Genomic DNA, 23,637 nt, shown 5'->3' on the forward strand with positions numbered 1-23,637 from the left:
ATTTCAAAGAATAATGCTATGAAAAAAGACATAAGGACGTTTGAAAACAAACATACGGTCGATTGAATACAAAGGTACGGTCGTTTGTTCACAAACTCCTATCGTTTGCAAACAAAGGACCGTATGCTGAATAACAGGTATTATCTGCCAACAAGTAGATGAACTAAAATGGATCAATACATGATTCTATGAAAAGGTTGATTTATGCTTTTTCCAATAGTTATCGGGTGAGTCATTAATATTCCATTTTATGGTTTTATTTGATTTCTCCATGCAGTTTATTATGTTAAAGTACTGGAATCTTTTAAAAAACTAGACATTGAAATCCGAAAAATACGGCTATAAAGAAATTGATAATAAAAGTATGGATAACGTATGAATAAAGGGGCTATTATCCCATAAATGCTTTCATAAATCTTATAATATTCGGTTTTTATAAGAATACCGTTTTGAAGAAAAATTTTCTGTTTATAAAATAAATATATATATTTGCAGAATATGGAGACGCATCTCGGCTGAATCCGAGTCATTTCTTTATTCGGTTTACTAGCATTAACTAAAATTATTCAAATATGAAACTTTCTGATTCTGAACAAAAACGGGTAGACATTGAACTGGAACAGTACCGTACTCGGCTCGAACAGATGGTCGAAGAAAAATCCAAAGACCTGATAGCCATCCAAGAAGATCTGGAAGCAACCAACCGCCGTCAGGCTTTGTTCATCAAAGTATTGCAAATACTGCAGTTGGAAGCAGATATACCCAAGGCCATGAATATGGCACTTGCTGAAATAGGTCGTTATACCGGTGTTGACCGTTTAGCGACATGGGAAAATCATCTTGATGGCGTTACGTACGGTTGTACCTATGAATGGTGTAATGAGGGTATTGAGCCTGCAATAGATTACTTGAGGAGTATGACTATTGAAGCGGGAAAACCTTGGTTTGATATGCTTGAGAAGGACAATATCATCTGTACATCCGATATCTATTCACTTGATCCTTTTATCACGCAAATGCTGGAAGTTCAGGGTGTAAAAGCCATTGCCGTCTTTCCGTTGTCACAATTGGGTGTACATTTCGGTTTCCTTTCTTTTAACTTCTGTTGGAATAAGCAGTGGGATGAAAAGGATGTGGAACTGATGAGTCAGATATCACAAATTGTATCTACTGCTACAAAGCGTTGGCAAGTCGAGACATCTTTGCATCAGTCACAGCGAACGATGCAGAAGGTATTGGATAATATTAATACCAATATATTCGTTTGCGATTATGATTTATTGAAAGTGCTTTTTACAAATAAACCTTTTAGAGAGGAAGCCGGACAAGTTCCGGATAATGCGGAATGCTGGAGAATGTTGAATGCAGGACTTGATGGTGTGTGCAAGCATTGTCCTAAGCCACATTTGCTCGATGCTGATCGTAAACCGACAGGTGTCCATTTTTGGGAAGACTATAATCCTTCTACGAATCGTTGGTATACCATTCAGAGTACGGTGCTTAGATGGCTTGACGGACGGTGGGCAATCATGGAATTGGCTACCGATATTACTACTCGTAAACAAGTGGAGTTTGAATTGATTCAGGCTAAGGAAAAAGCCGAAGAGTCAGATAGACTTAAATCGGCATTCCTTGCCAATATGAGTCACGAAATATGCACCCCTCTTAATGCTATCGTGGGCTTCTCTAGCTTACTTGCCGAAGCCGACGATATGGAAGAACGACGTTCATACATATCTATAGTGCAGAAAAACAATGATCTGCTGCTCAATCTTATTTCTGATATTTTGGATATATCTAAGATAGAGGCCGGAACGATAGAGTTCACCAAGGCATGGTTGGATGTGTCTCAACTTTGCCAAGAGATTATCACTACTTTCTCACATAAAACTTATGAAGGGGCAGTTGAGTTACGTTTTGACGAAAATTCACCACAGATAATGATCAACGGTGATAGAAGCCGAATTACACAAGTGCTTTCTAATTTCATGGCCAATGCCTTGAAATTTACTACTGAGGGCTCGATTACTCTTTCTTATTCTTTGGAAGATGATAATCAAGTACGTTTCTGTGTGACGGATACAGGTAAGGGTATTCCTGCTGAAAAGCAGAGTGAGGTATTCAATCGTTTCGTAAAACTTGATTCATTCATACAAGGTGCAGGCCTTGGGTTATCAATATGCCAGAGCTTGGTCGAGCGGATGGGAGGAAAGATTGGAGTTGAGTCTCAAGAGGGAGAAGGTTCATGCTTTTGGTTCACGCATCCCTACACACCCGGTCCCCAATCTATATTGGAAGTAGGAATGGGAGATAACCCTATTTCAATTTCAAAAAGCATCCTAAGTGACTATAAGCCTTTGATTCTGGTCGCTGAAGATATAGATAGTAATTACTTGTTGATTGAGGCATTGCTAAAGGGAGATTATCGCCTATTGAGAGCGCACGATGGTAATGAGGCTATAGAACTTTTCAAGGCTCAGACTCCTGACCTTGTGCTTATGGACATGAAGATGCCGGATATGGGGGGAATAGATGCAACTATTATATTAAGAAAAACGGGTACTCAAGTTCCCATTATTGCGCTTACAGCATTCGCTTATGATAATGATAAGAAATTAGCTTTTGGTGCAGGGTGTAACGATTTTCTTACTAAACCCATTTCTCCGCCAGAACTGCGTAAGGTAGTCAGTAAATGGACAGCGATGTGATCCGGCTCTTTATTATATAGCTGAAAAATAAATCCCTGATAATTAAATATTATCAGGGATTTATTTTTTTTCTTCTGTTTTCGGTGATCCGCCTGGGTCTTTAACCCATGCGGTTCACTGTCCTAAATATCAATATTTTAACTATCGTTATCCCTTTGAGGGGGTACGATTTGGACACTGACTTTTTTATATGTTTCTGTCCGCTTTTGGCGGATGTCTGTCTCCATGTATCTTGGGTTCAAAAGTACACATTCGTTTTGAATTATGCAAGTCTTTGATTATTAATATTTCAACTTAGGTGCAAGGTGCAAGCTATATATATAAATATATGCTTGCACCTTGCACCTAACTTTCACTTGTCCTAGAAAAACTTTTCTCCTATTTATTAAAGTTGCTTGCCGATTTATTTTTGTTAATCTATTGCTCGTTTTTATGTAAGCTATTCAATAAAATAGTATTTTCGGGGTTGGAAAATATAAATCAGTATGCGATATGATAACTAACCGGGATGAAGTGCTGGAAAACGCATTTAAAGTTTTTGTGAAGATGAACTATGAGAAAGCGAGCTTTACGGAAATTGCCAAAGCCTGCGGGTTGGCAAGAACTGGCATTGTTCATTACTTCCCCCACAAACAAGACTTGTTTGTGGCTGTGGTTGATAAGTTCATATTTCAAACACATCACCCGAAAAACAAGTTTAACAAGACCGAATGTACACTGGCGGAGTTTATCGAACAGTACATACAGGGGATAATTGTTACTATGAAGCGGTTGTGTGAACTTGTGGATGATGGTAACAATCCTTATGGATGCAGTCCTAATTTTTATTATTATCACTTCTTTGCACAGGTTAGAATGTATTACCCCAATATACAAGAAAAGACTGTGCGTTTCTTTGCACAGGATTATGAGTTGTGGATGAATATTATACAGAAAGCAAAGGATAACGGAGAAATACGACCTGGTACGGATGTTAAAAGGGCTGCTACCATGTTCAGGCAAATGTACTTCGGCTTATCATACGAGCAATCTTACTTAAACGGGCTTGATGTGGAAGAACTGGCGAGTAATTTTCGTTATATTTATTCCTTACTAAAAGCCTGATTTTCATTTTTTAGTGTTTTCGGCAAAATAAAAACCGAATGACTGTTCGCTTTTGGTTGTTTTTCTTATCTTTGGAGCATGAATCTATTTTTAGCAATATGGATAATGTACAGAAACAACGGGAAACTATCGTCTTGTACAAGGAAAAAAGGGACGGGCAGGACTGCATACGGATAGAATATTCAAACAGTCAGGCTATTGCTTTGCTGTTAGCCCAAGATACCGAAATAAAGGTAGATGCAAATAGTTATGCCTATATGCCAGCATCCATTTTCCGGCTTCCTGCATTTTATGACCGCTATTCTCCCCATGCCTATATCGATTATAGTCGGGTATATGTACGGCATCCCAAACCTAAACGTGAATATATACTGCCAAAAGGCTATTTGGAATTATTGGAACAAAAAAGATACGAGGATATAAATACCTATATGCTCTACATGGTAAAAGAAAAACATATTTCTGCTACCCAACAGAATATGCGTATCAACGCAATCAAGTTCTATTACGAAAAAGTTAGAAAAGGCAAACGACAATATTACGATGGCATAGTCCGTGCCAAAGAATACAAGACTTTGCCCGAAGTATTGAGCCGGGAAGAAATGAAAAATATCTTTGCACAGATAACCAACCGGAAACATCGGTGCATGATTTCACTAATCTACTCTGCCGGACTGCGCCGCAGTGAACTTCTGAACCTCACCCCTAATGACATTATCAGTGAACGGATGTTGATTAGGATAGTGGGTAAAGGAAAGAAATTCAGGTATTCCCTGCTTTCGGGAAAACTACTAAATGAACTAAGAACTTATTACAAGGAGTACCGACCGCAAAAGTGGCTCTTTGAGGGTGAACAGGTAGGTGAACAATATTCACCCAGTGCATTGGTGAAAATACTGAAAGATGCGGCAAGAAAAGCCGGAATAAAACACCGGGTACATTTGCACATGCTTCGGCACACTTTCGCTACTCACCTGCTGGAACAAGGGACTGACCTAAGAACCATTCAGGAGCTTATGGGGCATAACGATATAAAGACGACCTCAATTTATTTGCACGTGTCTAATGCTTACAAAGCCAAAGTTCCAAACCCGTTGGATAGTTTGGATGATGATTAGATTATGACCTATTAGAGATTAGGAACTACACCATAAGGTGTGGTTATTGAATAATTCAAGACAACTAAAGCAACTATAAATCAACGACTTACATCAGCAAGTCAAAGACGAACAAAAATAAACTCACTAATATGGTAGATTTGTTAAATAGCATATATACAGCCAGTTACAATACAAAGAAGTACCGTTTATCGGATTTCTTCAATCGGTGGTGGGACGAGTATGCACAGCACCCGGCGGAGTATATCACCCCCGAACAGTACAAGGCGGTGAACGCTATCCGTGTATGCCGTACAGCAGCTTTAGGCATAGATACATATGCTTGTCCCGAATGTGGCGAAGTACGGGAAATCTACCATAGCTGCAAGAACCGTTTCTGCCCGTCATGCGGTTGGCGTGATACGCTGAAATGGGCGGGACGCATGAAAGACAAGTTGCTGCGAGTGCCACACCGCCATGTGGTTATGACCTTGCCGCATATATTACTGGATTTGGTGAAGCACAACAAGAAAGAAATATTGAATATCTTGATGCGCACATCGGCTGAAACTGTTAAAGACTGGATGCAGCACAAGTTCGGCTTGAAAACAGGAGTGATTGCTGTGTTACATACCTACGGGGAAACGAAGCAGTTTCATGTACACACGCACATGATTATGTCGTGGGGCGGTATTGACAGCAACGGAAAGATTGTCATTCCCGAACGTGACTATGTACATATCCCCTCTATCTGTAAGGTGTTCCGCTACAAGTTTGAAAATGCGTTGATAGAACTGTTCGATGCGGGCAGACTGGAACATGATTTTCGTGACCGCATGGAGTTTATGGGCTTCGTCAAAAAGGTGGCGAACAAAAAGGATTGGATTGTGCATTTGGAGCCGCCGATACAAATGCCGGAGCAGGTGATACAATATGTAGGCAGATATTCCAAAAGAGCGTGTTTGAGTGAGTATAAGATTACGGCAATGGATGGTGAAAACATTTCATTCCGTTATCGTGACTACCTGAATTCGCCCGACAGAAGAAATCCGGTAGAAAAGGAACTGACATTGCACTATCGTGAGTTCTTCCCCCGATTGTTGCAACACGTTCCCCTGCGTTACTTCCGCATCGTGAGGTATTACGGCTTCTACTCCAACAAAGGTAATTTGCCGGAAGAATACTTCGGACGGGATAAAAGCGAGATTGAGGAAACTAAATTGCAGCAGGAAGAAAGCGAGTATGAAAACCCGTATTTCTGCGAGTGCTGCGGACAAATGAGAGTTTACAGTCACACAACGGTAGCAAGTGGCGGCACAACATATACGGTTGTATTGGAGCATTGCGACATACACAGACGAAAAGCGGCATGATAGCAACATGGGATAGCTATGCCCTGCCGTGAACAAATACAGAAAAATCCCATAAAACAGAAGAAAGGAGAACAAAAAATGAATGAAATACAGATAAGAGCAGTAATAAAACAAGGAAGGTGTAAGCGTGAACTTCACACCTCTTTCTGTCGGAAACAACAGTTAAAAATTGAAGTTCTATATAATATGTAACAAGGCAAGGCGGGTAAAACTGTCTTGAACATGAAAATTAAGCACCTAAACGGTGCATATTTCCGTGCCATTAACAAAAATCAGCAGCAAATATGAAACATATAAAAAATCAAATTACCAAATTAGAATACAATCCGTTCAGTCATCGATTGTATTTTTTGACTAATGCTCTATTGTGTTATAATTTTGATACGTTTGATTTTAAGATAGACAATAATCCGTTAGGAGAACCTATTTTATCTAAAATCCAAAATGTCAAAATCACAGATAATAATGATAAAATAGAGCTTGATACAGTTTTCAGAAGAAAGGAACGTCATATTGTCTTAGATTGCTATAACACTATCAATCAATACATATACAAATTGTTTGCCACTCTTCAAAAGCTACAATTTCATATTCGCAAAGAAGATATGGATAGAATTGTCATTATTGTGGAAAACGATGTAATCAGTGAAATAGAGGTCTATAAAAGAAGTCTTGAAACTAACGAATTATTAGATACGCTTACAATAAATAGGTTGGAAAACAACTTGTATCTTGAAGAATTTTGTCCTTATCGGAAAAGTCTTATTGAAAAGGTTGCTTTTGATGGAAAAGCGATTCTTCTGAAAACGGAAGAAAAAGAACGTATGTTTCAATTTGACATACAAGATTTAATATTTGATTGCTTTAAGAATATCTTAATTGATAGTTGTATGTCGCTGAATAATATTTTGTTAACAAGGTCGAGATAACAGCTTAACGCTGTCCCTCACCAAACCATTAGCACCAACTACAAAGAATATGAAAAAAGAATTAGAAATACTATTTGAGCGTAATAAAAGAGAGTTTGCGTTCCTTAAAGAAGAAGCAAATAAAATAGGGGTAGCTTCAAAATGGGGACAAGGTGTAATTCCACCTTATTCAATTCTACCATTTTATAGTGAGTTACTTGGGAATAAACCGGGGAGATTTCTAAAAAAAGCATCTAAACCGGGAGTAAATAAACAGTGTTATTTATTAAATACCGACAATCAAATTATTAATGGTGTCGAATATGATTCGTTTAATGATTTGAATAGTCAATGGATAGTTTCTAACAAATTCTATTTTTATTCTCCTGATTCAACCATTCAATACTCTTTTGGTAGCGCATTTGAAAACGAAACAAATGCAAGATTAGAGAGAGTTACTATCGCTCAAATAGAAGATAATAAAATCAAGAGTGCTTATAGTTTTGGTAATAGAAGCGAATATGAAGAACTTTACTATTCATACCAAGATGATAGGATTTGCGGTATAACACAAAAAGTTTGGGTAGATGCATATTTTGAGCGTCACTACATAATAATGTATGATGATATTTCAATCCTTGAAATATTGAGTGACGGTACAACTCAAAAAATATATCCGGAGTAATTTGATATGAATAGAGAAAACGGTGCTAACAAAGCGTGATAACACTTAAACAGCGTTCCCCGCTAAACCATTAGTAACCTGTAAATTGAAATAAGAAAATAGTATGAACGAAGATATAAAATCATACAGTAAATATAAAGCTATACTGGAAGAGTATGAAGCAAACTTTGACGATAATCCAATTAGAATAATGTGCCACATGATTGACTTATATGAAGATTTATGTGATACTTTTTTTCATGATTTATGTGATAGTATTGTTCTATGGATTACGGAAAAAAGCAATGAGGAAGTTTTGAAATATATCGAAGATAAACATAATCCCCATTTGAAAAACTTGCGGGACGGTTTACTGTATAAACTTCAAAATTAGGTTACTAATACGCACCTCAATCGCCTTAAATGGCGATTAGCTGCCAAACATTAACATCAAAACAGTGTACCATATATGGAAGCAAGAGATAAGTTGAGTACAAAAGAAAATTTTTTATCCCTTATTAGGATGCAAACGGAATTTATCAACGATTGTAAAAAAGACATACAGAATTTAAAAAACAGTGAAGTTAAGGGTATTCAATTATACAGTTTGCCAAACATCGAAGTTATTCAGAATAAGTATGAAACAATTTTAATGTATGAATATGATAATTTACTTGCAACTTATTCTATGGGAGAAAATATAGATAAGATATTACCATTATATAAAGAAATCGTTTCATTCATGGATATTGCATGGAAAAAAGACAACGGATATATCCTAATGGTAAATATGCTTTCTATTGGTATATTATTAGACGTGGAAGATACTATATTCAATAAATTAGCAATGATTATTCAAAAGGATAAACTAAATGATTTCCTAATAAATTATCTTCTTCATCACATATGCAAAATTGATGTTTCTCTAAATATCGGTAACTTTTTGTTCCCTCGACCTTATGCAGCAACAAAGGAAATTGTCTTGTTCGCTGAGAAAGATAAGATGTCAAGTGTAAAGAGATTAAAAAAATATCTTTCACAAGAATGGTACAGAGGTCATTCTGGTTATGGTTGGCATAACATTCATAAGATAAACATATTTGCGCACTCTGGGTATTGGAGTTTTGAAAGTGGTGCATTAGTGAAAATACTCGGTTTGGATGATAGCAGTCTAAAAGAAGTACAATATTATCCTTATGATATGGTACATTGGAATGAGAAATAAATTGAGATGTTAACGAAGCAGGATAACGCTTACAGCGTTCCCCGCTTAGCCATTAGCGAAAACAAAAACCAGTATGATGCAGCAAGTAGAAAAACTGAAAGAAATAGTCAATCAAAACAGTATGGGGCATTTGCCTTTACCTTGTCGTATTGATTTAATGAAACAAATAGGTAATACACGGATAGTACAAAAGATATTATGCGAGTGTTGTAAGAAAGTTTATCTGCTCTTACCAAAGGAACTTGAAACGGAGAGCCTGTTATACACGGTTTTGTCCGAAATAGATAGTTATCTGTATAAGAACAAGGGAACTGCTGAAAACATATTGATTTCGGTAGAACGGTTACGCAATTACGTAGAGCAATCTATTGATAGTCCCGAAGATATGGCAAGTTGGGCTATTATTGCTTTAGGATATGCTACCCGTTATGACGCAGCTTCCATATTAGCAATAGAGGATTATAATGGTGAAGATGATAATGCTTTCGACTTTGAAAGCTGGAATGTGGATTTTATATGCTCGGTAGCCTATTCTGGTAGCAATCCTTTTGTGGAAAATGGGAATGTAGAGAAACGCAAGGAATATTGGTTGTGGTATATAAAAATGACAGGAGAAATTGCTCAAAATCCTAATGTTGAACATCTATCATTACCAGTATGCAAAAGCACAAATCCTTTAATTGATATACCAGCCCGTCATCAATTAGATTTACTAAAGACTAACAAAGGAATATCTTTTGATGATATTAGAGATTCAATTTTACTTCAAATTCCCAATGAAATAAAATGGGATTTCATAGATGTAGTATTCGTTTCATGTATCAGTTGTATGTTGAACATCCATTCTTCTACAGGAGAGAAAATAAATATTGGAAATACAATCCATAATGTATGCAATGATTTTAGACTGAAACGAAAAGAAATGTATATACAATACCCAAAGGAAGGGGCTTGGTTTTCTCTAAAAATGGTCATTAACAAAAATAACTCTTACAAATTGGATTTCAATTATGACAATCTTGATGAAATCCCCGTTTATTTTCAAGTATTAGATTGGATTTTGAGCTTTTATTGCAAATTTCCACGAAGTAAAGAATACACCCCGCAGTGGCTAAGAAAAATAGTAGGAAGAAGAAAGCTGTATCTAACTTAGTTTCTGTGAGTGGATAAATAATTTCGCTAACAACGCAGGATAACGGGCAAGCCGTTCCCTGCTAATCATTATATGTAACAGTATGGAATATCACGATAAAGAAATAACATCAATAGCATACCAAAAAGAAGATGCAACACTGACCTTTACTATATCAAACATTCGTTTGGTTTGTAAAGGTGTTGAATGGTGGGAATTATCTTCTTTTGATATTCAAAATGTCATATTGGAACTCAATATTTTCACGAACACCAACATACCTACCTATCTGATTAGCGAGTATAGTTGGGTGAAGAATTATCAAACAAGAGATACTTTGAAGTTCATTCATATAGATTCATCTGTCGGAATGAATGGAATGATAGTAGCCAGTGATATTCAAGAAGTACATATAACGACGAAAGGTAACATCTAACGATGCTCCTTTCTAACCATTATCACTAATTGAACAACTAACAAACTAATATATGGAATTAAAAGTTTTAGAAATTTCTTATGAGTTAGATAATGAAGAAGGTCTTAACGCCTTATTCTTTCAAACAAGTGAAGGCTATTATACTATATCAAGGTTGAAAGAAGAAGATAACCTTTATATGGAACTAAATAGTCAAGAGAACGGAAAGTATTTTGATACAGAATATTTTGATTGTAGTGTTAGAAACGGCTGTATATCTTTTAATGTGCCTGAAAATAGAAATTGGGATTTAGGAATATACCAAAATATAACTTTGCTGTTTTCTCCTGTGAATACAGATGAATTTAAGAGAATATCAATGGTAGTCAGAAATATATTCACAGAAAGAACAGGTATGTATTATACAAATGAATAGATTAATAAAACTCACTGATAACGAAGCAGGTTAACGCTTGACAGCGTTCCCCGCTTAGCCATTAGTAATCACAAAATTGTAACGATATGTACGAAACATTTTTGGAAAGAAATACAGATTGCATCAGACAAACAGTTGATGATGCTTTCATTGCACAATATGCTGATATTGCGCCCGAAAGCCTAACCACCCTTTGGAAAGAAGTTGGATTGGGTATCTTTTGTAATGGATTATTCCGAATTATCAACCCCGAAGAATTTCAGGATTTTGCAGATGAATATAACTCGGATTCATTCAATAAGACTGTTTTGCCATTTATGGCAACAGCTTTCGGGGACATATTCGTCTATGCGAATCATTCCATTATCGGGGATTACGTCATTTATATAAATGTAAGATACGGAACATACAAAAACTTGGGCAACAACATTGCACTACTTCTCAATAAATGTGTATTCAATAAAAGTATTTTAAAAGCATGGTTTAAGGTAGAACACTATGCTGAAATTAAAGATAAAGTTGGTCTGCCGCAATTAGATGAATGTTTAGGATATGTTCCGGCATTGGCATTGGGCGGCACTGAAACTGATGATAATATCCAAATTCTAAAAATCGTACCGTATATTGAAATCATTGCTCAATCAATCGGAGAGTTTGAAAGAATAGAATAATAGATTACTAACATCGCAGGATAACGCTTACAGCGTTCCCCGCTTAGCCATTATAAACATAAATGAAGTATTATGGAAGATATAGACATCCTAAATAAATTCGACAATGATAAATTGATAGACGTAGTGAAAAATTATAAGCGTTATGGCTATGACGATGAACTTCGTGATTATGCCATCCACTTATTAGAAAAGAGAGGTTGGAGCAGAGAAGATTTGCAACAGTTCGGTTATTTAACAAACTATAATTATGATGAAGCCGAAAAGCAGTATAAAGCATACAGCCGAAATTCATTAATTGGTATTTGTACGCTTGTGTTTAGTGGGGGAATTTTAGCTGTTGTTTATTTAATCTTTCTAATTCTAGCTTACCGGAATGTTGCTAAATTCTATAAGGCGTTAGGGCGCAATGAAGATGAAACAGCATTATTCAACGCTCTTGGCGTACTGGCTTATTTTCATCTAAAAGGAAAAATGAAAGAAGAATTGAAAGGAGTAAGATAAATATACAACAATCATCTATGCGCAGTTATCTGAATCACATTAGTAAAACAATTAAAGGATAAACATTATGTACGAGAGGTTTTTAAGTCAGAATATGGAATGTAAGAGGCAGGTAGCGGATGATGCTTTTCTTGCAAAGTATGTCGATATAGCCCCTAAAGAATTGATTGCTTTGTGGCAAGAAGCCGGATTGGGTATCTTTTGCAATGGACTGTTCCGTATAGTGAATCCGGCAGATTATCAAGAGTTCGTGAACCAATATTACCAACGGGAGTATAATGAAGCTGCAATCCCTTTCATGGTAACGGCTTTCGGGGATTTGTTCGTATATATCAAAAGTAGCCAAAAGCAACTTGGCAATCACATCGTTTTTCTGAATATACGGTATGGGACATTCCAAATTTTCACAGATAACTTTAATCTGCTGTTCAACATTCTTTTATTCAAGAATGATTCTTTGGAGTTCAGATATAAGTTAGGGCTATATCCCCGAATAAAAGAAAAGCTGGGTGCGCTGCAAGGCGATGAATGTTTTGGTTATGTTCCCGTCTTGTCAACAGGTGGAGAAGAAACAGACGAACATATACAAGTAGTTAAAATCTTTCCATACATTAACATGGCGGCTCAATTCATCGGTGAATTTGAACGTTTTGAAGCAAGGTGATTTAATAATTAAAGTCATAATGTTGAAACATGAAAACAATAATGCCATATAAAAGAATTGAAAACGCTCTGTTTGCTATTATTTCTCTACTGGTGGGATGGCGTATCACTTCTTACTATACATCTGCTTTGCCCGATTTCGACATAGCGGCTAACGATATATTAATAACGATTAAATGCAAAGTGCTGACATTTGTATTATGGGGGATTATGTTATTCCTTTTCCGCTTCATCGGAAAACAAGTGGATGATACACAGAAAAGGCGGTTGTTCAAGATAACTGCCGTGTTGGTATATTGGTTAATCCTGTGGGGTATCTGCTACTACCAATGCGCCATAAAAGCGGTGCAAAACTGGAATGATATGATGAACGGGAATGTCGGATAGCCTAAGCATTTGCAGTTATCCGAATACCGTTGCTGACAATAAAGAAGAATAGAATGTACCAACATAGTTCTAAATCATTATGAAAACAATTACCGGATTTTTACTATCCAAAGCGGCGGAGCGTCCGGAGATATTGCCCCCTGTGCAAGAATTGGCGGACAAGATACAATGGCTGGCAAATAACAGCCGTTCACTGAAAGAGTTGGAAACCTTAGAACAGTTTGCCGGAAATAGTGAACTGCTGCGCTTCGTCACCAACAGCCTGAAAGAAAGCAGAGAACTGCCGACATTGGAACAGCAGGATTATAAAACCTATATTTTCCTCTTGGCATATTGTCCCGAAGATTTCGCTTTCTTCTATCTTAAAGAAAACCTTGTAGTACCTTATATCGAGCAAAACAAGCTGGACGAACTGTTGTTCTTTACCGATATGCTCCGGCAGGTTTTCGACAATCACAGATACTTGTCGGGTGTCTATAACTGGGTGTGCGACTACTTCTTTCAGGCACGGCGGGAAGTCTATCACGGAAAAGGCAGCCACATCACCGATGAACAGTTCCGCCGTGCCGAACGAAACCTGAAATACCTGCGACAGCGGTCATTCCGGGAAATGGTGCAGATAAAAGGCTATAAAGTCTATTCGCCGACCGTCCTTGCCAAATGCTGTAATATGGAATATCGTTCGTTCCGCCGCAGGTTCAAGGCGGAATTTGGAAAAACACTGTGCCAGTGGATACGTGAACAGCGGGTAAAGGAGATAGCCTACCTGCTGGAATATACAGACAAAAGATTATTGGAGATTGCAGAGGACACCGGGTTTTCGTCCGCCAGCAACCTGAACGATTTCTGTGTGAAATATATGCTCGGAACTCCCGGCGTGCTGCGTAAACACCTGAAAGGACAACGGAATGTTCACCATGAAGAATAGAATGTGAAAAATGAAGAATAAAGCAGTGATTTAAAGCCTGTAACTTTGCGCCCGATTAATAAAGGAACGATTAATTATGGGACAACAGAATTTGAACGAATACTTTACCGACCTTTTGCAAAAGGTGGATTTACAGATACAGGATTTTGAAGATAACAACAACGACCCTTTCAGCCTGTGCAAACAGGTCATTGACTACCTGCAAGAAATCATAGGGGAACTGAAAACCTTTATCATTTCCTACTCTTTCACCAGCAAGGAAGAAGAAATTTATTTCTTCAAAGAGCAAAAGCCAATAATAGCAAGTAAAATTATCTATTACAATACGGTTTACCAGTTTGAACTGCGTTTTCCGAACGGCAGCGAAGAAACGCAAAAGGAGTTCATTATGGCGGAAACCGACCGGATTTTGGCGCATTTCCAACGTAATATAAGTTTCTACCAGTATTACCGGACAAAAGCCACCTATTTAGACCATAAATATTTCCTGCGTGGGAAACCTGACATTCATATCCTTATAGACAATTTCTATTATGAAGCAGACCCACAGTTCAGCACCAGTTATGATTATAAGGTAGCCAAAATTTTAGCTATCGAACTGTTTGCCATCTACCTCACCAACCGATTGAATGAACTTGAACGGCGTTTCCAACGCCAGCAGGTCAAAAACGGGAATATAAAGAAGCTGCTCCGGTGGACGGGGACAAAACGGGCATTGGTGGAACTTATCTACGCACTCTACACCAATGGCGATTTCAATAAGGGAACGGTTGATATAAAGGACATTGTATCTTGCTTTGAAGATATGTTCGACATAGATTTAGGTGATTTCTACCATACCTACATGGAACTTAAATCCCGGACAAATGACCGGACACACTACCTGAACACCCTGCAAAAACGACTGTTGCGCCGGATGGAAGAACAGGAGTAAACCTTATCCGATTAACAAACTTTATTTCGCCACAGGTGGGTTCGCCTGTGGCTTTTTATTTTCCCGAACCGTCCAACTTTGCAGCAAATCAATTAGTTAATAAAATGGACGTAATAACAGTAGAAACAAAAGCCTTTAAGGAATTGATGGCAAAAATCAATGTGATTGCCAATTATGTATTTTCCCGTCAGGATGACTGCAAAGAGAATGAGGATGATATTTGGGTGGATAGTTACGAAGTATGTACTTTCTTGAAAATCAGCGACCGCACCCTGCAACGGCTTCGTTCCAAAGGAGAAATAGCCTACTCTACCATCAGGGGACGCAATTTCTATAAAATCGGTGAAATAAAACGGTTGCTGGAAAGCCGTTTGATAAAGAGCAATGACGAATGTATGCGTAACCTGATAACCAACCACAAGCTATATGTTAAGGAAAGACGAAATCTTAGAGAGGACAAATAACGGTCTGAACGTATTTAAACATTATATTCCCGGCACGTGGCGGGTCGGTCGTAATTTCCTTAATCCATTGTATGAGGACAGCAAAGCGTCCTGTAACATCTATTTTGACCGCCGTAGCAACAGTTATAAGCTGAAAGACTTCGGCAATGACGATTATTCCGGCGACTGCTTCTTTTTTGTGGGTATGCTCAAAGGGCTGGACTGTAACAATTCAAGCAGTTTCATAGAAATTTTGCGGATTATAGACCGGGATTTGTCACTGGGGCTTTCAGAGGGTAATCCCATACCTGTACCTAAAACATTCAAAGAACCGGAAAAGCCTGTGCCTGCTCCGGTAGAACGTACTGGCAGACCGTACACATTTAAGGAAAGGAAACTTACCGCTTCCGAACTGGAATACTGGCAACAATACGGCATTACCCCTGAAATACTGGAACAGTATAAAGTCTGTTCAGTGGTTCAGTTCCAAAGTGAAAATGCGGATGGCAATCCGTTTTCTTATTCTTCCACTAAGGAAGAACCCATTTACGGGTATAAGAACAAACGCTTCATCAAACTGTACAGACCGTTTTCAAAGACCCGCTTTCTATATGGCGGAAATATCGGCGAAAGCTATTGCTTCGGGCTGGAACAGCTACCCAGTAAAGGCGATACCCTGTTTATTACGGGCGGGGAAAAAGATGTCATGTCACTGGCAGCGCATGGTTTCCATGCGATTTGCTTCAATAGCGAAACGGTAACTGTTCCGCCGAACATCATTTATAAACTTACATTCCGGTTTAAACATATCATATTGCTTTACGATATGGATGCTACCGGAGTGGAAAGCGCAAAAAAGCATGAGAAACAACTCTGTGAATACGGTGTGAAACGGTTGCTTCTCCCTTTGCAGGGGACAAAAGCGGAAAAGGACATTTCCGATTATTTCCGGGCGGGTAACAGCCGGGAAAATTTCATCAAACTATTTATCGACTTCTTAGATACAATCTATAATGAAACAATGACTATGCTTAAATCGTGTGAGATTGATTTTAATAATCCTCCGGCAAAAGCGCAGGAAATTATTTCGGCGGGTGACGTTCCACTGGGAACACAGGGGAACTTGTGCTGCATCACTGGCGGAGAGGGAACAGGGAAAAGTAACTATGTGGCTGCACTGGTGGCAGGTTCAATCCGTCCGGCGGATATTCAGATTGATACGCTGGGTATCAATGTAAGTGAGAACACGAAACATAAAGCCGTCCTGCTTTATGATACGGAACAATCGGAAGTACAACTGTTCAAGAATGTAACCAACCTGATAAAGAGGGCGAAACAGACCGACAAACCGGATGAATTTAAGGCTTTCTGCCTTACGGGTATGTCCCGCAAAGAGCGTCTGCACGCCATTGTTCAGAGCATGGACAGGTATTATTTCCAATATGGGGGTATTCAGTTGGTAGTGATAGATGGTATTGCAGACCTTGTAAGATGTGCCAATGACGAAGCGGAAAGCGTGGCAATCATAGATGAACTTTACCGACTGGCAGGGATATATAAGACCTGTATCATCTGCGTGCTGCATTTCGTACCCAACGGATTGAAACTGCGGGGGCATTTAGGCTCGGAACTACAACGCAAAGCGGCTGCCATCCTCTCGATAGAAAAAGACGAAGACCCAGCTTTGTCGGTAGTGAAAGCCCTGAAAGTAAGGGATGGTAGCCCGTTGGATGTTCCCTTGATGCTCTTTGCTTGGGACAAAGCAGCCGGGATGCACCTTTACAAAGGAGAAAAGACCCGTGAAGAAAAAGAGAAGCGCAAGGAAAAGGAACTGGTCGGGGTTGCCCGTGACGTGTTCGGCAGGCAGGAACATATAACCTACATAGACCTGTGCGAACAGATACAGCAGATTTTGGACGTGAAAGAACGCACCGCAAAAAGCTATATCCGTTTCATGCGGGAACGGGATATTATCATTAAAGACCCGTCCAACCAAAGTTATTTTATGATTGGTATAATTTAATCAGGCAGCCTTATGTATATAGATAAAGATGATTTTACCGCATGGATGGAACGTATCATGGATAGGTTCGATATGCAGGACAAGAAGATAGACCGGGTGATAAACGGGCGTAACTGTTTGGACGGTGAAGAACTGCTGGATAATCAGGACTTGTGCCTGCTTCTGAAAGTAGCCCCCCGAACACTGACCCGTTACCGGAAAAAGGGAATACTCCCTTTCCTTATGTTGGACGGTAGATGTTATTACCGTGCTACGGATGTACACAAGTTAATCCGTGAGAAAACCGATTAATTTTTTTTTTTCTAATGGCTTTAAATCCTGTTTTGTCGTGAGATAAGGCAGGATTTCTTTTATTGTATGCCGGAGTTTTCAGGGATTTGGCTAACTTTGCAAAAGTTACATAAGAAAATAACGGCGATTGAACAGTAATATGTGATTTCGTCTTTATATATAACATATACGTTCGCCGAACGTCCCAAAGTAGAAAACTGGCACTTTTCAAAAATGTGGGGATTTTCAGCGCAAGGTCTATGCTATGCTTTATCATAGCGTGGTCTTGCCTGTTTCCACATTTAGGTATGCCAGTACCTCTACTTTGAAGCAGTGCAAGTGCCACGCTTCTTTTTTAGATATTGGCGGACAGTTTGAATAAGGGTTATAAACTGTTTAATACCTGAGATAATATGAAGCAAATAAAAGCGAACATCGCCGTATCTCTTGACGGGTTTATCGCAACGCCGGATAATGAACTGGACTGGATGCCCCAAAATGTAAGAACCTTACTGAATAAGGAATACGAAACTACAAATTACCTGTTGCTGGGTGCGAATACCTATACCTGTATTTTTGAACATTGGGGCGGATGGCCGTACAAAAGTAAAAAGACTTTTGTAGTGTCCCACTACGACACCAATGTGACCGAAAAGGAGAATGTAACCTTTCTTACCGATATGCCTTTACGGGCAATCAATGAACTTAAATCAAGTTCGGAAACCGATATTCAGGTTATTGGGGGTGGTAAGTTTATAACCTCGCTGATTGAAGCGTCCCTGCTGGATGAAATAACGCTGTATATCGTTCCGGTCATGCTGGGGGACGGTATCAAGTTCATAGGAAAGACTTTCGGGTCGAAGTGGGAACTGACCGGACACCGGGTGATAGACAATCAGGTCGTTTGCCTGACCTACCAGTATAAAGGAGAATGATTAAAAAAAGCACCCGGTGTCCCTCCGGGTGCTTCAACCACAAAAATTTCAATTATAAATCTATCTATAATGAAACTTTCTGTGGCAAATATAACGATTTCCGTCTTATTTCTTCGGCTTGCCTTTCTTTTCGGGGAACACGAAAGTAACATTAAACTGCCCGTCAAAGGCAAGTGAAGCGTCAAAGACTTTGCCGTTCTTGCTTTTAAAGCCTTTGATTAGCCCGGTTTTCCCGGTAGTCACCAGTTCGGTAATCTGTTTGTCCGTTAGCTGCTTGTCGCTCTTGTTGCGGAAGATGGTAACGGAACAATCCACATTGGAACATTTGGCGACTTTCGGATAGAAAAGGATGCGCCCGGTCTTGCATTTGGGGCAAATGCAACCACTACCCGAAGCGAAAGAAAGCTGAACGTCCAACAGTTCAGCCGTGATTTGCCGTGCATACACTTCGATGCCTTTGCGGAACGTGTCGGGGTTCATTTCTCCGCTTTCTATTTTGGCAAGCGTATTCTCGCACATTCCCGTCATTTCAACGTCTGCTATCTTCTTGTCCCGGATGATATTGTAAACGGCAAGCCCTTTCTCGGTCGGGACAAGGTTCTTTTTCTCCCGGACGATATACTGGCGGGAAAACAGCGTTTCGATGATGGCTGCCCGTGTTGCGGGCGTGCCTATACCCGTATCTTTCATGCTGGCTTTCAGGTCGGCGTTTTCCAGTTCCTTACCCGCCGTTTCCATTGAAGAAAGCAAACTGCTTTCCGTGTGTAACGGCTTGGGCTTGGTCTGTTTCTCCAGTAATTCAATGCCGGAAAGCGGCAGAGTGTCACCGTCCTGCATGGCGGGCAAAGTGGCGTTATCTTCCCCGTCCTCTTTCTCGCCGAATACGGCACGCCATCCGGCGGACTTGATTATAGACCCTTTGACCGTGAAAAGCGACCCTGTACATTCCAGCGTTACACTGGTAACGTCTTTGACGCATTTTTCAGAAAAGGCTTCCAACATCCGTCCGGCTATCAGTTCGTAAACTGCCTGTTCGTCCGTTTCCAGTTTACCGGGCAGGTTTTCCGTTATTATCAGGGCGTGGTGGTCTGTTACCTTGCCATCGTTCACGGAACGGGAATTTAAGGCTTTGCCTTTCATCCCGGCGGCATATCCGGCAAAGCGGGCGTACTGTTCCAAATTAATAAACCGTTCCGGGATTTCCTCGAACACGTCCTGTGAGATATAACGGCTTCCGGTTCGGGGGTAGCTGATTAGTTTACCCTCGTATAACTTCTGTGCGATGGATAGGGTTTTGTCTGCGGAAAAGTTCAGTTTCGTATTCGCTTCTTTTTGGAGTGAAGTCAAGTCATAGAGCAAGGGCGGTTCTTGATTCACTTCCTTACGCTCTACGGTTTTCACCTGTACCGTTTCCGCTTCCTTTATCCTTTGCAGCGTGTCGATGGCGGGTTGCTGCATATCATACTTTTCTGTGGATAGTGCCATAAAGGAAACATTCTCTTTTGCCGCCTGTAATTTCAGTTGCCAATACTTTTGCGGGACAAAGTTCTTGTTCTCCAAAAAGCGGGTACATATCATCGCCAACGTGGGCGATTGTACCCGTCCCAAAGAAAAAATGCCTTGTCCGGCTGCCACACTTAAAGCCTGTGTACCATTAATTCCAATTAAATAATCCGCTTCGCTGCGTGCCTGTGCCGAAAGGAAAAGGTTATCATACAGGTTGCCGTCTTTCAGGTTTTGCAGTCCCTCACGGATTGACTTGTCGGTAAGGCTGCTTATCCATAAACGGACAAAGGGCTTGTTGCATCCGATATACTGATAGATGTAGCGAAAGATAAGCTCTCCCTCGCGCCCTGCATCGGTGGCGACAATTATCTTATCCGACTGGTCGAATACTTCTTTGATTACCTTTAGTTGTTTCAATGCGCCGGGGTCAGTCTTGTACCCTTTTTCCGCTTTCACTTGTCGGGGTGTAAGTTGAAAACTATCCGGGATAATAGGCAGACTTTCCCGGCGGAAACTCTGTATGCCGTATGCTTCCGGCATTGCCAAACCTACAAGATGGCCGAACGCCCAGGTAACGAGATACCCGTTACCTGAAAGATAGCCATCCTGTTTTTCACTCGCTCCTAAAATACGGGCAATGTCCCTTGCCACACTTGGTTTTTCTCCGATTACTGCAATCATTCTAATTTTGATTTTAATTGTTCCACTTCTTTTTGTCTTAGGATTTTCCGGTCATAGTAGATGTGATAGCCATCTATATAATATTGTCGGTTCTGCTCGTCTATGGCTTCCCAGTCTGTTTTGTAACAGACAAGGGTAAACAGGGCGAAACCGACAACCGGGATAAGGATTAATACCGCTATCATCTTTTGCGTCCCCTGCTTTGTTTGGGTTTGTCCGTCTGCTCCTGCTTCTCCTTTTTATCCTGCTTGGTCTTTTGTTTTTCAGTGGGCTTGTCCTGACCCTTTTTCAAGGGTTCTTTCACTTTCTTGGTGGCTTCGTTGGTCTTGCCTTCCGAATTGACCGCTACCTGTGTGCGGTTCTTGCTGGCGGGGGTAATTTCTTTCACGGCGGAACGGTCAAAGCTGGGATTGTCACTGTAAAAGCCTAACTTCTTCTTATCATGGTTCACCTGAATATAAGCATCGTATTCGACGCCCCGCTTGTCTTTCAGTCCGGCAACAAAGATGGTTTTGTCATTGACTAAATCCTGCTGTTGCTGGCGGGATAGCTCTATTCCTGAAATGCTTTTGGGAATGGTTACACCGTCACTGGTGACAAGGCTGTTCTGCTGCGTCTGTTTCTGCCCTTGCTCCTGTGACTGTTTGGCATTGGGATAGATAAATTCCAGACTTTTCTTGTCGGCATTGACCTGAACGGTTGCGGAAAAGGGATTTTTACGGTTGGAAATCATATTTTCAAGGAATACCCCTTTTCCTTCCCGTAAGGCTTCCTTTTGTTCCTTGTTCAGTTTGACACCCTTTATTTCATCGGGTATTTGGACGCTGCTTGCACGCATGGAAACCAGTTCGTTTGTTACCTTATCCACGCTGACGAAAGAGGGTATCATTTCTCCCGTGATATAGTTTTTCAGGTTTACTATGCGTCCCATGTTTCCCGTTTCAAGAAGATTGGCTTTATCCTCTTTGGAAAATTCATGTCCGAAGAACGGGCGTTCAAGTTCCGGCTTTTGTCGGATGCCGTGTATCGCCAAAACTACATTTCCGTCTTTGTCGTGCCGGAAAGATAAACGTGCGTCCAGTTTCATAATGGCTGAATTGTAGTTTCCGGCAATGGTAAACGCTCCGGGTGACTTGTAGCCCCTTAACATGGGTTCTAAAGCTTTTGCCTTTTCAAGCTGTTCTTTGGATAGACCAAAATTCTTCAAGGCTTCCCAGTCCACTTTATCCGGGTCAATCACATACTTGCTTTTGTCGGGTTGCTGCGGTGCTTGCGCCGTTGCTCCCGTTTCTTTGGCTGGCTGCTGTGGTTGTTGGGTTTGGGTTTCCTGCTGTTCTTTCTTCGCTTCCTGCTTCACGGTTTCAGGTGTTACCCGGTAACGCTCTATGCCCGCTTCGTTTTCAGGTGTCGGATGATTGAAGTTATCCCTGATTATCGGCTCGATTTTGGGAAGTTCAATCTTAGGGATTTTGAAGAAGTTAAAACGGGTCGGGTTCTTCAACTGGTTCATCATGTTGGAAAAGAAGTTGGAAAAGAAATCACCGTGACGGTCGAATTTCAGAAGTTCGCTGTTGTTCTCCGGTGGTACGGTTTGGAGTTCCCCGTTTTCATCCACGCCTTTTACTGCGCTGATTGTCTTTTTCTCCTTATCCAGTACAAGAAGAATATCCATCATCTGTTCGTCAGTGGTGGATTGGCTGGCTGTGTTTACATCCATAACTTTTTGAATTTTAGTGAGTAAATAAAAATTTCGGAAGTAAAAGTAAGGATGAAATAGAGTATATTTAAGGATTTGGGAATGGGTGGCTTCATTAGTCCCCGTTTGGCTTCATTAGTCTCGTATAAAATATTTTTAGTGAATTATTTGTTATGTATTTGCATGTAAAAACATAATATATTAACTTTGCAGAAAAATAAAAACTATGGCTTCATTTAGAAAAGAAATATTGCAGCAAATTGAGCAAATAGATGTCGGACGTATATTTACATTCCGGGATTTATCGTTTCCCAATGACAAATTGGCGAATGTGGCTGTCTTCCTTTCGGAACAGAGTAAAAAAGGCATACTGATGCGGGTTGAGAAAGGGGCTTATTTCCGTCCTCGTAAATCGGCTTTGGGATTAGGAACATTACCGGTATATCAGGATGAACAATTCCGCTATATTACCCAAAAACTGGATGGCTATATCACTGGAGCATATATTTACAATAAAATGGGTTTGACCGAACAAGTGGCAACTACCATTACGGTGGCAGCCCTCAATCCTGTACGTCGCTTTCGGTTTAAGAATTTGGATGTGGAATGTGTAAAATCCTATACTGCTGCCTACCACGATGAAACGAATATCCCTTATTTGCGGTTATTGGATGCCGTCAAAGATATAAAACATATTCCCGGAAGCACGCAAAAAGATATATATGAGCGTATTAAGAACCAATATTTCAATAGCTTTTCAATACAGGAACTTATAAAAGTAGTATCTTTGGCGAAAGATTACCCACCTCGTGTACGAAAGATAGTAGCGGATATACTGGGTGAGATGGGGCAGTACGACTTGCAGCGGAAAATTGCTAATACCGTTCTACCTACCACAAGGTTTAATTTGAATTATAAAACAACGTAATACTGT

At 39.9% G+C, this 23,637-nt stretch carries 25 protein-coding genes; 22 read left to right on the forward strand and 3 right to left on the reverse strand.

Translation table 11 applies throughout. The annotated features are described in order from the left end of the window. Window positions 1-572: 572 nt before the first annotated feature. The 21 genes from DXB63_RS13895 to DXB63_RS14000 all read left to right on the forward strand — a co-directional run bounded on the left by DXB63_RS13895 (window position 573) and on the right by DXB63_RS14000 (window position 18,820). The gene (locus DXB63_RS13895) at window positions 573-2,708 is read left to right on the forward strand and encodes a GAF domain-containing hybrid sensor histidine kinase/response regulator (protein WP_122127019.1); all 2,136 of its coding nucleotides are present in this window, start codon (window positions 573-575) and stop codon (window positions 2,706-2,708) included. Between the two features lie 492 nt (window positions 2,709-3,200). Then, on the forward strand, window positions 3,201-3,812 hold the full coding sequence (locus DXB63_RS13905) for a TetR/AcrR family transcriptional regulator (protein ID WP_122127020.1): 612 nt from the start codon (window positions 3,201-3,203) through the stop codon (window positions 3,810-3,812). A 98-nt stretch (window positions 3,813-3,910) separates the two neighbouring features. Beyond that, entirely contained in the window at window positions 3,911-4,930 is a 1,020-nt protein-coding gene (locus tag DXB63_RS13910) for a tyrosine-type recombinase/integrase (protein ID WP_122127021.1), read from the forward strand. A 131-nt stretch (window positions 4,931-5,061) separates the two neighbouring features. Beyond that, entirely contained in the window at window positions 5,062-6,282 is a 1,221-nt protein-coding gene (locus tag DXB63_RS13915; protein WP_122127022.1) for a transposase, read from the forward strand. Window positions 6,283-6,566: 284 nt separating this feature from the next. Beyond that, window positions 6,567-7,211 (forward strand): hypothetical protein, encoded by a 645-nt coding sequence (locus tag DXB63_RS13920; protein WP_122127023.1) that lies wholly within the window; start codon window positions 6,567-6,569, stop codon window positions 7,209-7,211. Window positions 7,212-7,260: 49 nt separating this feature from the next. Continuing rightward, complete coding sequence (locus DXB63_RS13925; RefSeq protein WP_122127024.1) at window positions 7,261-7,875, forward strand: hypothetical protein; 615 nt, start codon at window positions 7,261-7,263, stop codon at window positions 7,873-7,875. Between the two features lie 103 nt (window positions 7,876-7,978). Further along, window positions 7,979-8,248 (forward strand): hypothetical protein, encoded by a 270-nt coding sequence (locus DXB63_RS13930; protein WP_122127025.1) that lies wholly within the window; start codon window positions 7,979-7,981, stop codon window positions 8,246-8,248. Window positions 8,249-8,323: 75 nt separating this feature from the next. Then, on the forward strand, window positions 8,324-9,079 hold the full coding sequence (locus tag DXB63_RS13935; protein WP_233522863.1) for a PoNi-like cognate immunity protein: 756 nt from the start codon (window positions 8,324-8,326) through the stop codon (window positions 9,077-9,079). Between the two features lie 73 nt (window positions 9,080-9,152). Next, window positions 9,153-10,232: an Imm5 family immunity protein gene (locus tag DXB63_RS13940; RefSeq protein ID WP_122127026.1), complete on the forward strand. Its 1,080-nt coding sequence runs from the start codon at window positions 9,153-9,155 to the stop codon at window positions 10,230-10,232. Window positions 10,233-10,314: 82 nt separating this feature from the next. Beyond that, complete coding sequence (locus tag DXB63_RS13945; RefSeq protein WP_122127027.1) at window positions 10,315-10,647, forward strand: hypothetical protein; 333 nt, start codon at window positions 10,315-10,317, stop codon at window positions 10,645-10,647. Between the two features lie 52 nt (window positions 10,648-10,699). Next, complete coding sequence (locus DXB63_RS13950) at window positions 10,700-11,062, forward strand: hypothetical protein (RefSeq protein WP_122127028.1); 363 nt, start codon at window positions 10,700-10,702, stop codon at window positions 11,060-11,062. An 86-nt stretch (window positions 11,063-11,148) separates the two neighbouring features. Further along, window positions 11,149-11,733, forward strand: coding sequence for a T6SS immunity protein Tdi1 domain-containing protein (locus DXB63_RS13955; RefSeq protein WP_122127029.1), 585 nt, complete (start codon window positions 11,149-11,151; stop codon window positions 11,731-11,733). 72 nt (window positions 11,734-11,805) lie between these two features. Beyond that, the gene (locus tag DXB63_RS13960) at window positions 11,806-12,237 is read left to right on the forward strand and encodes a hypothetical protein (RefSeq protein ID WP_122127030.1); all 432 of its coding nucleotides are present in this window, start codon (window positions 11,806-11,808) and stop codon (window positions 12,235-12,237) included. A gap of 67 nt (window positions 12,238-12,304) precedes the next feature. Next, a complete protein-coding gene (locus tag DXB63_RS13965; RefSeq protein ID WP_122127031.1) occupies window positions 12,305-12,901 on the forward strand; it encodes a GAD-like domain-containing protein in 597 nt (198 codons plus the stop codon). A gap of 29 nt (window positions 12,902-12,930) precedes the next feature. Beyond that, entirely contained in the window at window positions 12,931-13,287 is a 357-nt protein-coding gene (locus DXB63_RS13970; protein WP_233522864.1) for a hypothetical protein, read from the forward strand. A 79-nt stretch (window positions 13,288-13,366) separates the two neighbouring features. Continuing rightward, complete coding sequence (locus DXB63_RS13975; RefSeq protein ID WP_122127032.1) at window positions 13,367-14,215, forward strand: AraC family transcriptional regulator; 849 nt, start codon at window positions 13,367-13,369, stop codon at window positions 14,213-14,215. A 76-nt stretch (window positions 14,216-14,291) separates the two neighbouring features. Then, window positions 14,292-15,149: an RteC domain-containing protein gene (locus DXB63_RS13980; RefSeq protein ID WP_120145254.1), complete on the forward strand. Its 858-nt coding sequence runs from the start codon at window positions 14,292-14,294 to the stop codon at window positions 15,147-15,149. Window positions 15,150-15,184: 35 nt separating this feature from the next. Continuing rightward, complete coding sequence (locus tag DXB63_RS13985) at window positions 15,185-15,613, forward strand: helix-turn-helix domain-containing protein (protein ID WP_117963667.1); 429 nt, start codon at window positions 15,185-15,187, stop codon at window positions 15,611-15,613. Then, complete coding sequence (locus DXB63_RS13990) at window positions 15,576-17,615, forward strand: bifunctional DNA primase/helicase (RefSeq protein ID WP_120145255.1); 2,040 nt, start codon at window positions 15,576-15,578, stop codon at window positions 17,613-17,615. The genes DXB63_RS13985 and DXB63_RS13990 overlap by 38 nt, the downstream gene beginning before the upstream one ends. A gap of 12 nt (window positions 17,616-17,627) precedes the next feature. Then, a complete protein-coding gene (locus DXB63_RS13995) occupies window positions 17,628-17,906 on the forward strand; it encodes a helix-turn-helix domain-containing protein (RefSeq protein ID WP_007483899.1) in 279 nt (92 codons plus the stop codon). A 392-nt stretch (window positions 17,907-18,298) separates the two neighbouring features. Further along, entirely contained in the window at window positions 18,299-18,820 is a 522-nt protein-coding gene (locus tag DXB63_RS14000; RefSeq protein ID WP_007483901.1) for a dihydrofolate reductase family protein, read from the forward strand. Window positions 18,821-18,925: 105 nt separating this feature from the next. Here DXB63_RS14000 and topB read toward each other — a convergent pair whose 3' ends face one another. Genes topB through DXB63_RS14015 form a run of 3 tightly spaced genes read right to left on the reverse strand, consistent with a single transcriptional unit; the run spans window position 18,926 to window position 22,724 of the window. Continuing rightward, the gene (gene topB, locus DXB63_RS14005; RefSeq protein WP_122127033.1) at window positions 18,926-21,007 is read right to left on the reverse strand and encodes a type IA DNA topoisomerase; all 2,082 of its coding nucleotides are present in this window, start codon (window positions 21,005-21,007) and stop codon (window positions 18,926-18,928) included. Continuing rightward, window positions 21,004-21,192: a hypothetical protein gene (locus tag DXB63_RS14010; RefSeq protein ID WP_117991502.1), complete on the reverse strand. Its 189-nt coding sequence runs from the start codon at window positions 21,190-21,192 to the stop codon at window positions 21,004-21,006. The genes topB and DXB63_RS14010 overlap by 4 nt, the downstream gene beginning before the upstream one ends. Further along, window positions 21,189-22,724 (reverse strand): DUF3945 domain-containing protein, encoded by a 1,536-nt coding sequence (locus tag DXB63_RS14015; RefSeq protein ID WP_122127034.1) that lies wholly within the window; start codon window positions 22,722-22,724, stop codon window positions 21,189-21,191. Before DXB63_RS14015 ends, DXB63_RS14010 begins: the two co-directional genes overlap by 4 nt. A 205-nt stretch (window positions 22,725-22,929) precedes the next feature. Between DXB63_RS14015 and DXB63_RS14020 the strand changes: the two genes are divergently transcribed. Next, window positions 22,930-23,631, forward strand: coding sequence for a hypothetical protein (locus DXB63_RS14020; protein ID WP_122127035.1), 702 nt, complete (start codon window positions 22,930-22,932; stop codon window positions 23,629-23,631). Window positions 23,632-23,637: the final 6 nt, after the last annotated feature.

The organism is Bacteroides sp. OM05-12 (assembly GCF_003438995.1).
Lineage (GTDB): Bacteria > Bacteroidota > Bacteroidia > Bacteroidales > Bacteroidaceae > Bacteroides.